Annotated in this window: 12 protein-coding genes; 3 read left to right on the top strand and 9 right to left on the bottom strand. The window is 72.0% G+C overall.

Annotated features, from left to right (window positions below; genetic code table 11):
- Position 1: 1 nt before the first annotated feature.
- A complete protein-coding gene (locus tag AC4FS2_RS00400) occupies positions 2-733 on the bottom strand; it encodes a LysR family substrate-binding domain-containing protein (RefSeq protein WP_491176001.1) in 732 nt (243 codons plus the stop codon).
- 34 nt (positions 734-767) lie between these two features.
- On the opposite strand from AC4FS2_RS00400, the gene AC4FS2_RS00405 reads away from it, so the two are divergent.
- Positions 768-1,166 (top strand): DUF1304 domain-containing protein, encoded by a 399-nt coding sequence (locus tag AC4FS2_RS00405; RefSeq protein ID WP_491176003.1) that lies wholly within the window; start codon positions 768-770, stop codon positions 1,164-1,166.
- A gap of 1 nt (position 1,167) precedes the next feature.
- On the opposite strand, the gene AC4FS2_RS00410 is transcribed toward AC4FS2_RS00405, so the two are convergent.
- From AC4FS2_RS00410 to AC4FS2_RS00430, 5 genes are all read right to left on the bottom strand, one after another.
- Positions 1,168-1,575 carry an LbetaH domain-containing protein gene (locus AC4FS2_RS00410; RefSeq protein ID WP_491154487.1) on the bottom strand — a complete coding sequence of 136 codons (408 nt, stop codon included), beginning with the start codon at positions 1,573-1,575 and terminating at the stop codon, positions 1,168-1,170.
- A gap of 181 nt (positions 1,576-1,756) precedes the next feature.
- Positions 1,757-2,533 (bottom strand): DNA-formamidopyrimidine glycosylase family protein, encoded by a 777-nt coding sequence (locus AC4FS2_RS00415; protein WP_491154485.1) that lies wholly within the window; start codon positions 2,531-2,533, stop codon positions 1,757-1,759.
- Positions 2,526-7,235: an ATP-dependent helicase gene (locus AC4FS2_RS00420; protein ID WP_491176005.1), complete on the bottom strand. Its 4,710-nt coding sequence runs from the start codon at positions 7,233-7,235 to the stop codon at positions 2,526-2,528. Before AC4FS2_RS00420 ends, AC4FS2_RS00415 begins: the two co-directional genes overlap by 8 nt.
- Before the next feature lie 180 nt (positions 7,236-7,415).
- A complete protein-coding gene (locus tag AC4FS2_RS00425; RefSeq protein WP_491177776.1) occupies positions 7,416-9,017 on the bottom strand; it encodes an ABC-F family ATP-binding cassette domain-containing protein in 1,602 nt (533 codons plus the stop codon).
- A gap of 218 nt (positions 9,018-9,235) precedes the next feature.
- Entirely contained in the window at positions 9,236-9,895 is a 660-nt protein-coding gene (locus AC4FS2_RS00430; RefSeq protein WP_491176007.1) for an alpha/beta hydrolase, read from the bottom strand.
- An 85-nt stretch (positions 9,896-9,980) separates the two neighbouring features.
- On the opposite strand from AC4FS2_RS00430, the gene AC4FS2_RS00435 reads away from it, so the two are divergent.
- A complete protein-coding gene (locus tag AC4FS2_RS00435; RefSeq protein WP_491154481.1) occupies positions 9,981-10,607 on the top strand; it encodes an NUDIX hydrolase family protein in 627 nt (208 codons plus the stop codon).
- Positions 10,608-10,740: 133 nt separating this feature from the next.
- On the opposite strand, the gene AC4FS2_RS00440 is transcribed toward AC4FS2_RS00435, so the two are convergent.
- The 3 genes from AC4FS2_RS00440 to AC4FS2_RS00450 form a co-directional block, all read right to left on the bottom strand.
- Positions 10,741-11,817: a threonine aldolase family protein gene (locus AC4FS2_RS00440; protein WP_491176009.1), complete on the bottom strand. Its 1,077-nt coding sequence runs from the start codon at positions 11,815-11,817 to the stop codon at positions 10,741-10,743.
- A 150-nt stretch (positions 11,818-11,967) separates the two neighbouring features.
- Positions 11,968-12,681, bottom strand: coding sequence for an SDR family NAD(P)-dependent oxidoreductase (locus AC4FS2_RS00445; RefSeq protein ID WP_491154477.1), 714 nt, complete (start codon positions 12,679-12,681; stop codon positions 11,968-11,970).
- Between the two features lie 9 nt (positions 12,682-12,690).
- Positions 12,691-13,455, bottom strand: coding sequence for an NRDE family protein (locus AC4FS2_RS00450; protein ID WP_491176012.1), 765 nt, complete (start codon positions 13,453-13,455; stop codon positions 12,691-12,693).
- Positions 13,456-13,498: 43 nt separating this feature from the next.
- Between AC4FS2_RS00450 and coaBC the strand changes: the two genes are divergently transcribed.
- On the top strand, positions 13,499-14,710 hold the full coding sequence (gene coaBC, locus AC4FS2_RS00455; protein WP_491176014.1) for a bifunctional phosphopantothenoylcysteine decarboxylase/phosphopantothenate--cysteine ligase CoaBC: 1,212 nt from the start codon (positions 13,499-13,501) through the stop codon (positions 14,708-14,710).
- Positions 14,711-14,825 lie beyond the last annotated feature (115 nt).

Consider the following 14,825-nt stretch of genomic DNA (forward strand, 5'->3'; position numbering starts at 1 on the left):
CTCAGCGGGACGAGTTCGCGGTGCGGCCGCGCACGATCCCGATGAAGGTCTGAACGTCGTCGGTGTCCGCATCCCGCGGCCACGCCAGCGCAACGGTCGATGGGGGGCCGTCACGCAGCGGCCGGTGAGTGACATCGCGGCGCGCGTGCAGGCGCGCGAGCGACAGGGGCACGATCACGGCGCCGACGCCCGCGGCAACCATCGCGATCGCGTCCTCCGTCGTTGCGGGACGGCCGAAGGACGGCGGGACGGCACCGGGCACGACGGTGCCGAGCACATCGTCCCGCGGCACCAGGATGACCTCGCCGGCGAGGTCGGCCAGTTCGAGCTCGTCGACCGCGGTGAGGTGCGAATCTTCGGCGACCACCACGACGGGCACTTCGGTGTACAGCGGGATCACGGAAAGGTGGTCGTCGTCGATGGGAAGACGCACCAGCGCGGCGTCGACGGCGGCGCCGGTGACGGCTGCGTGCTGATCGGACACCGACACGGGCACCAGCTCGAGCGGAACCTCCGGCATCCGCTCCGCCCACAGGGAGATCCACTTGCCGGGTGTCGCGCCGGGGACGGCGCCCAGTCGGAATGTCCGCGGCTCCTGCGGCGCCGGCGGAGCCGGGGCCTGCGTCTGTGCGGTGTCGCGTGATCGTTGACGCCCCGTCGGCGCGGCGCGGCGCGGAACAGGTCTTCCCCCGCGCGGACTCCGGGGCGCGCGCGAACCGCCGCTTCTGGCCATCACGTCAGCGTAGTCGCCGCGCTAGTGTTCGCTCATGGTGGCGATCCTCGCAACGGTGCTCGGTGCGTTGGCGGCTCTGCTGCACGTGTACATCTTCGTGCTGGAAAGCGTGCGATGGCGGAGGCCCCGCGTGTGGCGGCGCTTCGGGGTGCCGGATCAGGAAGCGGCGGAGACGACGCGTCCCCTCGCGTACAACCAGGGTTTCTACAACCTGTTCCTCGCCGTCGGCGCGACCCTCGGGCTCGTGCTGTTCTGGGCCGGCGGTCCCGACTCGGCCGCCGACGTCGCCGGGCGCGCCCTTGTGCTCTTCAGTCTCGGCAGCATGGCGGGCGCCGCCCTCGTGCTGGTCACGACCGGCCGACGCTATCTCGCCGCGGCCGCCCTGCAGGGGCTGGTGCCCCTGCTCGCGTTCGTCCTCTTCGTGTTCGCCTGAGTCAGGCCGCCAGGCGTAGCCCGCGCTGGTCGGTCGCGACGGTCTCGCCGTCGGGGACGCTCTCATCGTCACGGATGAGGGAGCCCACGGCCACGCGTGCCTGCGTGCCGATGTGGGCACGCACACCGATCGTCGCACCCGCGCCGACCGCCGCGCCCGAGCCGATGTGCGCGTGGGGCGCGATGCGCGCTTGAGGTCCGATGACCGCGTCGGCCTCGACCCATGCGCCGCGGCCTATCTGCGCTCCCTCGGCGACTTGGGCGCCAGGCTCGATATAGGCCCCTGCTTCGACGAGCGCGCTCGGATGAACCTTCGCGCCGTGCGCGATCAGGCCCCGACCGTTGACGTGCTTGCGATAACGCAGCGTCTCGCCCCGGTCGTTCTCGATGTCGATGTAGTTCTTACCCACGTTCTCCTCCGGCAGCGCCACTCAGCGCCAACACAAAAATCAACGAGTCGCTGCCGCGTTTCATTCCCACGCGTGATGCTCGGATTCAACGATCCACCGGCACCTGACATGCGACGATCTCTCCTGCGCCGGGGTTCCGTTACCGTCTTGACATCCGCCGCCCCGCGTGTGTCGGGCGGGATCAGTCCGCCTGGCAGACGGGACACCAGAAGACGTTGCGTTCACTCGTCGCCGTCGCTCCGAGCGATCCGGCGCGGATCGGGGTGCCGCACCGCCGACACGGCTTGCCGTCCCGCCGATACACCCACGTGCGCCGTCCCGGGCGACTGTCGCCCGTGAATGTGCGCTGCGGGCGGGGCAGATTCGCGCGGATCATCCGCACCCCCACGTCCAGGAGGCCGGCCGCGTCGATGTCGGTCGCCGGTCGGTCGGGCGGGATACCGCGGACGAAGAGCATCTCGTTGACGTACTCGTTGCCGAATCCGGCGACGTTGCGCTGGTCCAGGAGCGCCACATGGGCCGCACGGGGGTCGCTTCCCAGCCGACGGGCCGCTTCCGCGGCATCCCAGTCCTCGGCGAGCGGATCGGGTCCGAGATGCCCGACGATGCGTTCCTCCTCCGACGTGGGCAGCACTTCGACCAGAGCGAGGTCGAATCCGACGGTCTCCGCCCGTGCCGTTCCGATGATCGCGCGGGCCGAATGCGCCGGGCGCCGCCACCGTTCGCCGGGACGGTAGACATCCCACCGGCCCTCCATCTTCAGATGCGAGTGCAACGTCCACGCCCCGATGCGTTCGAGCAGGTGCTTGCCGCGCGGGACGATCGACTCCACGCGTTCCCCGCGGAGGTCGGCCGTCGCGCTGCGCGGCACCCGCACGTCGAAACGTGTCACCTCCGAACCCACGAGCGCCTCGGCCAGGCGCTCGGCCGTGCGGTGGACGGTGTCGCCCTCAGGCACGCGACGCCTCGCGCAGCGCATCGCCGGCGGTGAGCCGGCGGAGGGTCAGTCCGCGCGGCGACTCGACGAAACCGGCCTCGCGCAGCGCCCGGCCCACGGCGGTGCCGTACACGAACGCGCCGTTGACCTGCTCGATCGTGAGGGTGTCGAGCCGGCGTGACCGAGCGGTGCCGGCGAGGTCGCGCGCGGCCGCGGCCAGCCGGTCCTCGTCATCGGTGAAGGCGAGTGCCGTGCGGCCGCCGCGCTCCAGGTACAACGTCAGCGCGCCATCCACCAGCACGACGAGACCTCCCGCCTTCCGCCCGGGACGGTGGTTCATGCCCTCGATGCCCGGCCACGCCAGCGCGGCACCGTAGGGATTCGCGGGATCGGTGGCGGCGAGGGTCACCGCGCGCAGCGGCGCGGGATCGGGCAGCCCGGCGAACTCGCGCAGCCGGTCGACGGTCGTGGATGCGGCGAATTGTGCCGCTCCCAGCTTTTCGATGACGTACCCCCGCCGGCAGTGCCCGGCCTCTTCGAAGCCGGAGAGGATCCGGTACACCTGAGCGAACCCGCCGGGGACACCCTCGGATTGCACGGCGCCGCGGGTGACCACCCCGTAGCGATCCAGCAGCAGGCTCGCTGTCGCCGTGGCGCGCAGCGCCGGGTCGGGCTCGGGGAGAGGAAGCACCGACCAGCGTCCGCCGATCGCCGGTGGCCGAGGCGGGGTGGAGGTGCGGGGAAGCGTGGCCGAGCGGTACATCCGCGCGCGCGGGGCCTTACGCGCGACCCGGTGCGACTGACCGCCGCCGCTCACGAGCGTGCGGACGGGCGCGAACGTGTCGTTGGTCACCCGCCCCGACCACGTCAGCGACCACAGTGCCTCGATCACCGACTGTTCGTTGTCGGCGTTCGTGAGTGCGCGAAGCTGAGCCGCGAAGTAGGCGCCGCCGGCAGCGAGCGCCTCCAGCAGCCGAGCCTCCAGGCTGTCTGCGGCGATCTCGTCCTCGGGCTCCGCGAGGGTGAGCGGGGCAGCATCCGCCGGATGCAGTGCGATCCAGCCGTCCCGACCGGGAAGGGTGCCATGCCCGGACCAGACGACCTCGCCGGTCGCGGTGAGCTCGTCCAGCATCGCCGGGGCGTACCCGGACACTCGCGCGGGCAGGATGAGCGACTCCCACGCGCTCGCCGGAATGGGCACGCCGGCCAGCTGCTCGATGGCCGCGGCGACACCGTCGATGCCCTCGAGCGGACGGGTCAGGTGCTGCCACACGGGGAGGAACCGGGCGTAGGCCTCGGGCGCAACGGGCTCGACGCTTCCGCGGATCGCCGCCAGCGACCGCATCCGCAAGCGGCGCAGGACCTCCGCGTCGCACCACTCGGTGTCGTCGCCGGCCACGGATCCGGCCGCGCCTGTCGCGGAGCCCGTCGCAGGCACCGGAAGGAAGAAGCCGCTCGCCATGCGCCCCTGGGACTCCAGGCGCTGCAGCGTCAGTCGCGCGACGGCCACACCGACCCCCAGCCGCTCGGCCACCGCCGCCGCGGGGAAGGGGCCATGCGTGCGGGCGTAGCGGGCGACCAGGTCTCCCAGCGGGTCGGCGACCGGCTCGAGGAAGGCGTTGGGGAGCCCGACGGGGAGGGCCACCCCGAGCGCGTCACGCAGGCGTGCGGCATCCTCGATCGCCGCCACGCGCGCCCGCCCCGCAATCGTCACCGGGATCGCGCGACGGTCGGCGATGAGCTGCTCGAGGTGCGCCGCCGCCTCGCGTGCGGCATCGCCCTCGGTGTCCAGCCGCGCCGCAACCTCGGGAGCGTCCAGCGGGCCGAGCACGCGCACGAGGTCGGCGACGCCCTCGACACCGCGCGCTCGTCGTTCGGGATCGAGCCGCTGGACCTCGCGTTCGAACTGCGCGAGCACGTCAGGGTCGAGGAGTTCCCGCATCTCGACCTTGCCGAGAAGCTCCCCGAGCAGCCCGGGATCGACCGACAGGGCAGCGGCCCGGCGCTCGGCCAGCGGCGAGTCGCCCTCGTACATGAAGGCGCCGACGTACCCGAACAGCAGGTCACGGGCGTAGGGCGACGGCTGTGAGGTGGTGATCTCGACGAGGCGGATGCGCCGCTCGCCGATCCCGCGGACGATCTGCAGCAGGGCCGGAAGGTCGTAGACGTCCTGCAGCACCTCGCGGAGCGTCTCGAGGATGATCGGGAACGTCGGGTGGCGACGGGCCACCTCGAGAAGCTGGGCCGAGCGCTGGCGCTGCTGCCAGAGGGGGGCACGGCGGTTCGGATTCAGCCGCGGCAGCAGGAGCGCCCGGGCCGCGCACTCGCGGAAGCGGGACGCGAACAGCGCCGACCCGCCCACTTCGTCGGTGACGATCTGCTCGAGCTCCTCAGGTTCGAAGACGAAGAGATCGGCGCCGGGTGGTTCGGCGGCGGCATCCGGGACACGGGCGATGATGCCGTCGTCGCTGGCCACGGCGGCACCCTCGACACCGAGGCGCTCGCGGATGCGGGCGTTGACGGCGAGCGCCCAGGGGGAATGCATCTGCATGCCGTACGGGGAATGCAAGATCACGCGCCAGTCGCCGACTTCGTCGCGGCTGCGCTCGACCGTGAGGGTGCGGTCGGTCGGCAGAGTTCCGGTGGCCTCGCGCTGCTCGGCCAGATACGACAGGAGATTGGTGATCGCGTTGTCGTCCAAGCCCGATGCGCGGAGACGCTCCTCCGCCTTCTCACGTCCGGCGGTGGACACGTCGCGGGAGAACTTGCCCAGCGCCTCGCCGAGTTCGGCAGGCCGGCCGATTCCATCTCCGTGCCAGAACGGCACCTTGCCCGGCTGCCCGAAGGCGGGCAGCACGTTGACGCGGTCATGGGTGATCTCCACGATCCGCCAGCTCGTCGTGCCCAGGGTGAAGACGTCGTTGACGCGGGACTCGTAGACCATCTCCTCGTCGAGTTCCCCGACCCGCGCGTTCTGCTTCTCGCCGGCGACGAAGACGCCGAAGAGTCCGCGGTCGGGGATGGTGCCTCCACTGGTCACCGCGACGCGCTGCGCGCCCGGTCGGCCGGTGAGCGTTCCGGCGTCGCGGTCCCAGACCACCCGCGGACGGAGCTCGGCGAACTCGTCCGACGGGTAACGGCCGGCGAGCAGGTCGAGGGTGGCCTCGAACGCCGATCGGGGGAGCGCGCGGAACGGAGCACTGCGCTTGACCGTTTCGAACCAGTCCTCGACATCGATCGCGCCGAGCGCCGCGGCGGCCACGGTCTGCTGCGCGAGGATGTCGAGCGGATTGGAGGGGACGGCGATGGACTCGATGCGGCCCGCGAGCATCCGTTCGGTCACCACGGCCGTATGCAGGACGTCGCTGCGGTGCTTCGGGAACAGCGCCGCGCGGCTGACCTCGCCCACCTGGTGACCGGCACGGCCCACACGCTGCAGGCCGGATGCGGCGCTCGGCGGCGCCTCCACCTGGATCACGAGGTCGACCGCCCCCATGTCGATCCCGAGCTCGAGGCTGCTGGTGGCTACGACACAGCGCAGGGTTCCCGATTTCAGTTCGTCCTCGACCTGGGCGCGTTGCTCTTTGGACACGGAGCCGTGGTGCGCCTTCGCCAGGACCGGCGGTGCCCCGGCGCTGGCCCCGGCCTGCGCCATCATCGCCGCCGGGACGGTCGGCTCGGGCAGGTCGACGCCGAGCCGCTCGGCGTAGATCTCGTTGAGGCGTCCGGTGAGCCGCTCCGCCAGCCGCCGCGAATTGGAGAAGACGATCGTGGACCGGTGCTGCAGGATGCGGTCGACGATGGCCTCTTCGACGTGCGGCCACACCGACCCGGTGACCTCGGTGTTCTCGGCGAACCAGTCCTCGCCGGCATCCGCGGGGGGAGCTTCGGCGCCCGGCGGCGGGGGAGGGTTGAGCATGTCGACGACCGGGACGATGACGCGCAGGTCGTAGGCCTTCGTGGCGCGGGGGGCGACGATATCGACCGGCTGCGCCCCGCCGAGGAACCGGGCGACCTCGTCGATGGGGCGCACGGTGGCCGACAGCCCGATGCGCTGCGCGGGCCGATACTTCTGGCCGGCCGCCTCGGCGCGCGCCTGACGCAGGGCGTCCAGACGCTCCAGGCTCACGGCGAGGTGGGCTCCGCGCTTGGTGGCGGCCACCGCATGCACCTCGTCGACGATCACCGTGTGCACGTCGCGCAGGGTCTCGCCGGCCTGACTGGTGAGCATCAGGTACAGCGACTCGGGGGTGGTGATGAGGATGTCGGGCGGTGTGGTGACGAGCTTGCGCCGGTCGGAGGAGGTCGTGTCTCCCGATCGGACGCCCACCGTCACGGATGGTGCTTCGAGACCGAGCCGCCGCGCCGACTGTCCGATTCCGACCAGGGGCGAGCGGAGGTTCCGCTCGACGTCCACCCCCAGGGCCTTCAGCGGCGAGATGTAGAGGACGCGTGTGCCGCGCGGCACAGGCGCCGGACCACGACGTTTTCCGCGTGCGGCGGGCGCTGCGGGCTCGGTCGGCGGAGTCTCACGGAAGACGCGATCGATCGCCCACAGGAAAGCCGACAGAGTCTTGCCCGACCCGGTCGGCGCGACCACGAGCGCATGGCGGCCGGCGGAGATGGCATCCCAGGCGCCGATCTGCGCGTCGGTGGGTGCCGCGAACGCGCCACGGAACCAGTCCTGGGTGGCAGGACTGAAGCGTTCGAGCACATCGCTCACCTTTCCATCCTCTCCTGCACCACCGACATCGGGGCGCGGTCGACCCCCGCGCGGCGGGGCGCGGGGGCTTTCGGGCAAGGTACCGTGCCCTCACGAGTCGAGGGACGGCTGGCGATGACGCGGAGCCCGTCGCGGAAGGTGCGTCCTTCCGGATCACCCTTCCGCGGCTGTAGCCCGGATTCAGACCTCCCTGATCCCTTCCGCTCCCAGGGCGAGGACGAGGTCGGGCGTGATCCGGGCGAGGAACGCATCGTCGTGGCTCACGACGAGCACCGCTCCGCGGTAGGCCGCGAGGGCGTCGACGAATCGGTCGACCGTATCGAGGTCGAGATTGTTCGTCGGCTCGTCCAGAATCAGCAGCTGCGGGGCCGGATCGGCCAGCAGCAGCCGGGCCAGCGCCACCCGGAAGCGCTCGCCTCCCGACAGCGTCGCCACGGGGCGGTCGACCGCGTCCCCGCGCAGGAGGAATCGCGCGAGCCGGTTGCGGAGCTCGGCCGGCGGCACGTCGGGCGCTCCGGCCCGCACGTTCTCGAGGACCGATACCCCCTCCTCGAGCCCGTCCACCCGCTGCGGCAGGTATGCGACCCGGTCGGTGTGCAGCTGGGCCGTCACGGAACTCGCGCCGAAGCCGCCGCCGACGTTCCCGATGATCTGCTCGAGCAGTGTCGTCTTGCCGATGCCGTTGGGACCGACGATCGCCACCCGCTCGGGGCCTTGCATGATCCAGGTGCGCTCGCCGTCGCCGAGGCTGAGGATGCGGCGCGCACCGGCGACCCCGGGATCGGGGAGGTCGATGCGGATCACGTCGTCGTCCCGCACGCGTCGGTCGGCCGCATCCCACGCAGCGCGAGCCCCTGCCTCCTTCTCGCGCACCTCGGTGCGAAGGCGACCGGCCGACACCTGCGCCGCGTGCTTGCGGCCGCCGGCCACGATCCCGGGAACGCGCTTCTCGACCTGTGCCTTGTGCCCCATCTGCGCCCGCCGGGCGAGCTTGTGCTCCGCCTCGATGCGGTCGCGCTTCTCGCGTCGCATCGCCTGCGCGGCGGTCCGCTCGGCCTGGCGCGCAGCATCCTGCTCCGCATTCAGCCATTCCCGCCACGCGGAGTAGGGGCCGCCGAACACGGAGAGGGTGTTCTCGTAGAGCTCTGCGGTGTCATCCATCAGGTCGAGGAGGGTCACATCGTGACTCACCACGACGAGCGTGCCGCGCCACGAACGCACCATTTCGGCGAGCCTTCCGCGCGCGTCGCGGTCGAGGTTGTTCGTCGGTTCGTCCAGCAGTGTGAGAGGGGCGTCGCCGAGGCGGATGCCGGCGATCGCGGCGAGGATCGCCTCCCCACCCGAGAGCGAGCCGATCGTCCGGCCGAGAGCATCCGGCGGCAGCCCGGCCTCGGCCAGCGCGGCGATCGCGCGCGCCTCCACGTCCCAGTCGTCGCCGACCGCCTCGAAGTGGCGCGGGTCGGGGTCGCCGGATTCGATGGCCCGCAGGCCCGTCAGCGCGGCGCCCACCCCGAGCAGGTCCGCGACGGGCCGGTCGACATCGAGGGTCAGCCGCTGGGGCAGGTACGCGACCTCTCCGGAGCGGAACACGTGGCCGGAGGTCGGCTGCAGGTCGCCGGCGGCGATCCGCAGCAGGGTCGACTTGCCCGATCCGTTGCGACCGACGAGCCCCGTGCGGCCGATGCCGAAGGCGCCGGACACGTCGCGGAGGGCCGCGGTGCCGTCATCCCACACGAGGGACACGGAATCGAAGACGAGAGAGGAGGAGGAGAGGGCGGACATCATGCTCCGGTGGTGCAGGCGCTGACACCGGACCGCCGCGGCCTTTCAGGCCGGCAGAGGCTGCCGAGTTACGGCGGGTCGACGGTTCAGCGCGCGGACAAGGGCGCGGAAGCGACGTCGATCTTCACCGGAGGGGGTCCTCACACTCGGAACAGGGCTCGGCCACGATAATCGAGCAGTTGCAGCGACGCAACCACTTCGCGGGCTGCGTGCGCGCATCACGGCCTGGCGGGGTCGTCCAGGCGCTTCGTGAGGAAGGCGTGCACGTCGGCGAGCTCCTGCGCCGACACGCTGTGCGCGAGCCCCGGATAGACGCGTCCGGTGAGCTCGGCATGGGCGGGCAGCCAGTCCACGGTGTGCGCCACGAGGGGCTCGGGGATGACGTCGTCGCGGGTTCCGCGTCCCCAGAAGACCGGCGGCTTTCGCTCGGCAAGGGCCGGGTCTCCCGGGAGCGCGCCCGGTGTGGCATATCCCGACAGGTTCACCGCGAAAGCGAACCGCTCGGGATCCAGCCGCATGGCCTGGAGTGCCACCGCGGCGCCCTGCGAGAAGCCGAGCAGTCCCACGCGTGCGGCCCCGGCGACAGAATCCACCCACTCCACCACTCCCGCCGCGGCCGCTGTGACCGCCGACGCGTCGCGACCGGCCAAACCCTCGATCGGATACCAGGAGTACCCCGGCGACGGCCACGGCGGGGCCAACGGCGCCCGCACGGCCGCGAAGACGAACGCGTCGGGGAGGTGCTCGGCCAACGCGAACAGGTCGCGTTCATCCGCGCCGTATCCGTGGAGCAGGACCAGCACGGGGCGGTCGGCGCGTTCTGCGGGTGGGGCGCTCCAGACGACGAGGTCGGCGTCGATGCGGGGCGTTTGGTTCATGCGGCCCATCCTTCCAGCCGGCGCCGAAGCCGGGACATCCGTCCGGGATCAGCGCGATTTCGCGGTGGGTTGGTATACAGGGAGCATGCCTGTGCGCACCCCGGATCCCGACCCCGCCGACGGCAACGACGACGACGCCCGCAGCGAGCCGCTCGGTTCGCCCTTCGACTCCGGCTCGGCGGGGGGAACCTCCGGCAATCCCGGGTGGCTCAGCGACGTCGAGCTCGCCGAGATCCGACGGCGGATGCCGATCCTCTACGTCGAGGCGGTGCCGGTGCGCACCGACGGCATGGGAGCCGTGGTGCAGGTGGGGATCCTCCTGCGCGCGACACCCATCGGCGAGATGAGCCGCACCATCGTGTCGGGGCGCGTGAGGTACGGCGAGACGGTGCGCGACGCGCTGTTCCGCCACCTCGAGAACGACCTCGGGCCCATGGCGTTCCCGACGCTGCCGCCGCAGCCGACCCCGTTCACGGTCGCGGAGTACTTTCCGCTGCCGGGGATGACCGCGTTCCACGACGACCGGCAGCACGCCGTGTCGCTCGCCTTCGTGGTGCCGGTGTCGGGAACCTGCGAGCCGCGGCAGGATGCGCTCGAGGTGACGTGGCTCTCGCCCGAGGAGGCGTCCTCCGACGCGCTCGCCGACGAGATGGAGGGCGGCCGCGGCACCCTCATCCGCCTGGCGCTCGCGAGCGTCGGCGCCCTGCGCTGACCGCTCGCCCCGCGCGCGCCTTCGCCCCGCGCCTTCGCCGAGAAACGAAATCTTCGGCGAGACGCACCGCACCGCGTCGTGTCTCGCCGAAAATACCCTGTCTCGCGGGGCGCCGGGCGCGGGGCGCGGGGCGTCAGGCCCCGGCGGCGGTCGTCTCGCGCGCGATGACCTCGAGGAACGTGTCGATGTCGGCCTCGGTCGTGTCGAAGCTGCACATCCACCGCACCTCGCGGCGCGTGGCGTCCCAGTCGTAGAAACGGAAGCTTTCCCGCAGCCGATCCGCGACGCCCTCGGGCACCGTCGCGAACACGCCGTTCGCCTGCGTCGGCTGGGTGAACGCGATCCCTCGGATCGTGCCCTCCGCGAGGCCCGCCTCGATGCCGGCACGCAGGCGCTGCGCCATCGCGTTGGCGTGCGAGGCGTTGCGCAGCCAGAGGTCGCCGTCGAGCAGCGCGATCAGCTGCGCCGAGACGAACCGCATCTTGCTCGACAGCTGCATGTCGAGCTTGCGCAGGTAGGTGAGGCCGGTGGATGCCTCGGGGTCGAGGACGACGATCGCCTCGCCGATCATCGCGCCGTTCTTGGTGCCGCCGAAGCTCATCACGTCCACACCCACGTCGCGCGTGAAGGCGCGCAGCGGCAGACCGAGGGATGCGGCGGCGTTGGCGATCCGCGCCCCGTCCATGTGCAGACGCATCCCGCGCTCGTGCACGTGCTCGGAGATGGCGCGGAGTTCATCGACGCTGTAGAGCGTGCCGAGCTCGGTGGACTGGGCGAGGGACACCACGAGCGGCTGCGCCCGGTGCTCGTCGCCCCATCCCCACGCCTCCCGGTCGATGAGCTCGGGGGTGAGTTTGCCGTCGTCCGTGGGGACGTTGAGGATCTTGATCCCGCCGACGCGCTCCGGCGCCCCGCCCTCGTCGACGTTGATGTGGGCGGTGGATGCGGCGATCACCGCGCCCCAGCGGGGGAGCATGGACTGGAGCCCCACGACGTTCGCGCCGGTGCCGTTGAAGACGGGATAGGCCTCGACGCCCTCGCCCAGGTGCTCGACGAAGACATCCTTCAGCCGCGCGGTGTAGACGTCCTCGCCGTAGGAGATCTGATGCCCCTCGTTGGCGGTGGCGATCGCGGCCAGAACCTCGGGGTGGACGCCGGAGTAGTTGTCGGAGGCGAAGCCGCGCACGGCGGCGTCATGCAGTGCAGTCACGACATCCCAGCCTAGGTGCGCCCGGAGCCGCCGCGCCGACGCCGAGAAACTACATCCCGGTCGAAACACAGCGCGCCGCGTCGTTTCTCGTCCGGATCGTCGTTTCTCGGCGAGGGAGCGCGAGGGAGCGCGAGGAGCGGGGGGCGGGGGTCAGTCGGGGGTGCTCAGCTCGAGGACCGTGTCGTTCCACACGGAGGCGTCGTCGTCCCACAGGGCGACGAAAGCGTCGGCGAGGGCCGCTTCGAGCCCGGCGAGGCTCCGCACGCGGAAGATCACCGACGCAGCCGTCTGCGGGCCGCCGGCGTCGCGCGCAGCCTTCGCGAACCCCTGTCCCACGGCGCGCGTCCACGCTTCGCTCGCGGCCTTGACCGCGGCATAGTTCGCGCCTCCGGCCAGGGGTCGCGCCGCCGCGGTGGACGACACGATCGCCAGCCTCCCGGCGGTGGAGGCATTCAGATCGGCGTCGAACGCCCGCGAGACGTGCCGCAGGGCGGTGAGCGACACCTCGAGCGCCCGGAAGTCCGCGTCGCTCTGGCCGGCGAGCCCGCCGCCGCCTCGCCATCCCCCCACCAGGTGCAGGATGCCGTCGATGCGGCCGTGACGGGAGCGCACCCGTTCGGCCATCGCCACGACGCCCGACTCATCGGTCAGGTCGCAGGCTTCGACCGCGACGGCGGGCATTTCGGCGCGTAACGCGTCGAGTTTGGCCGCGTCGCGACCGGCCACGATCACCCGAGCGCCCGCGGCCGACAGCGTCGCGGCGGCCGCGCGTCCCGCGGCGCTCGTACCACCGGCGAGGAGGATGAGTCGGCCGGCGACGAGTTCGTCCGGCACGACGTCGATGTCGGGCTGATGTGCCGTCATGCGCCCAGTCTAGGAACGCGGGGGCACGCGCGACACGAGTTCGAGCCGATTCCACTGACCGGGCTCGTCGAGCTCGCCGTAGGCGAGGTCCACGCCGTCTGGGCCGACGGATGCGGCGCAGACGAGGAGCGACAGCGTCGGAACCCCGTACGGCCGGTTGTCGCGGACGATGGCGCGGTCGTCGGTGGGTGGCAGTCCGGCGCTGCGGTCGAGAACCGCCATCCAGTCCCGCAACCACGGTGTGGATGCAGCGGATCCGGCCACGCCCGATGTCCCCGCCGCGGCTGCCGCCGTGTCTGCCGCCGCGAACTCCGGGAGCCACCGGGCGATGCGCGGTGTCCCCGCGTCGTCCACGTCGTCGTGGGCGATCATGTGCACGCCTGGAGCCAGCCGGGTCTCGCGCAGCGCGTCCCCGTCCCACGACGTCACCCGGGTGCCCTGCTCGTCCACCACGACGAGGTTGAAGCCGTTCGTGCGCGGCGCCGACGCCGGCGGTCGCCCGTCGACCGCGTCGAGCACGATGGCGCCGCGGGATTCGGTCGCGCCGGCGACCTCGCGGCGGTTGAGGATGACCGCGAGCCGCGCTCGCGCCGGATCGGCCGCCATCCATGCCCCACCGGCCCGCGCATCGCGGACGCCGACCACGCCCGGATGCGACTGCGGCCACCACGGCCCCGGCGCATCCCAGGGTCGCCCGGGGTCTTCGTCGCGCACGGCGAGGACGCGCGTGGGTGCGGTCGGGTCCTCCGGAACAGAGAGGATGACGGTGCACATGGCATTTCTCCCGCCTGCGCCTGCCCCGTGGAAGGATGGGCGCGTGTTCATCGTCGTGGGCGTCACCGGTGGGATCGCCGCGTACAAGACCGTGCATCTCGTCCGACTCCTCGTGACCAACGGCCATGAGGTGCACGTGATTCCCACCGAGGACGCACTGCGTTTCGTCGGGCTGACCACGTGGGAAGCGATCAGCCGCAACCCCGTGTCCACCAGTGTGCACGACGACGTGGCAGAGGTGCGGCACGTCGCCCTCGGCCGTCGCGCGGAACTCGTGATCATCGCACCGGCGACCGCGAACACCCTCGCCTCGATGGCGGCGGGTCTCGCGTCCGATCTGCTGGGGACGACGCTGCTCGCCACCTCCGCGCCGGTGGTGGTGGCCCCGGCGATGCACACCGAGATGTGGCAGCATCCCGCCACCCGCGCGAATGTCGCGACCCTCACCGCACGCGGCGTCACGATGGTCGGCCCGGCCGACGGACCCCTCACCGGCGGTGACTCCGGTCCTGGGCGGATGAGCGAACCGGAGACGATCGTTGCGGTCGCTCTTGCGCTCGTACCCGAGCGCGTCGACCTGGCGGGGCTCGCCGTCGTCGTGTCCGCCGGCGGCACGCGCGAGCCGATCGACCCCGTGCGGTTCCTCGGAAACCGCTCCAGCGGCAGGCAGGGCGTCGCCCTGGCGCTGGCCGCCGCCGACCGCGCGGCAGACGTCGTCCTCGTGGTGGGGCACGTGGATGACGGCGTGCTCGATGTGGCCGCGGCGCACCCGCGGATCCGCGTCGAGCGGACCAGCACGGTCGCCGAGCTCGAAGCGACCATGGGCCGCGCCGCGCCCGTCGCCGATGTCGTCGTCATGGCCGCGGCGGTGTCGGACTACCGCGTCGCCGAAGTCAGCGAGCACAAGCTCAGCAAGGAAGACGCCGGCGGAACGGGACTCACGCTCGAGCTGGTCCGCACCCCCGACATCGTCGCGGGGCTCGCCGAGCGCCGCCTCCCCGGGCAGACCGTGGTCGCGTTCGCCGCCGAGACGGAGGACGACGACGAGGCGCTGCTCAACCGCGCGCGCCGCAAGGTCGCGCGCAAAGGCGTCGACCTGCTCGTGGCCAACCGGGTCGGGTGGGAGGCCGGTTTCGGCGGAACCCACAACGTCGTGACGGTGGTCGGGCGCGACGGTGCCGCGCTCGCGCGGGCCGAGGGCACGAAGCGCGAGGTCGCCGACGCCGTCTGGGACGCGATCCTCACCGTGCGCTGATCCCGCCGCGCTCCCCGGCGCCGCTCGCCCCAACCCGGGTTTGGGGCGCGAGGCGTGCTTCGGGGCGAGAAATACCCGCCCCGAAGCACGCGATCCGCCCCAAACCCGGGGAAGG

The sequence above is a fragment of the Microbacterium sp. Z10_103 genome (assembly GCF_058310455.1).

What these genes read in the sequence shown, in the direction of transcription:
- AC4FS2_RS00400 (WP_491176001.1), bottom strand. Translation starts at nt 733, where the DNA reads ATGGCCAGAAGCGGCGGTTCGCGCGCGCCCCGGAGTCCGCGCGGGGGA.
- AC4FS2_RS00450 (WP_491176012.1), bottom strand. Translation starts at nt 13,455, where the DNA reads ATGTGCACCGTCATCCTCTCTGTTCCGGAGGACCCGACCGCACCCACG.
- AC4FS2_RS00405 (WP_491176003.1), top strand. Translation starts at nt 768, where the DNA reads ATGGTGGCGATCCTCGCAACGGTGCTCGGTGCGTTGGCGGCTCTGCTG.
- AC4FS2_RS00435 (WP_491154481.1), top strand. Translation starts at nt 9,981, where the DNA reads ATGCCTGTGCGCACCCCGGATCCCGACCCCGCCGACGGCAACGACGAC.
- AC4FS2_RS00430 (WP_491176007.1), bottom strand. Translation starts at nt 9,895, where the DNA reads ATGAACCAAACGCCCCGCATCGACGCCGACCTCGTCGTCTGGAGCGCC.
- AC4FS2_RS00445 (WP_491154477.1), bottom strand. Translation starts at nt 12,681, where the DNA reads ATGACGGCACATCAGCCCGACATCGACGTCGTGCCGGACGAACTCGTC.
- AC4FS2_RS00425 (WP_491177776.1), bottom strand. Translation starts at nt 9,017, where the DNA reads ATGTCCGCCCTCTCCTCCTCCTCTCTCGTCTTCGATTCCGTGTCCCTC.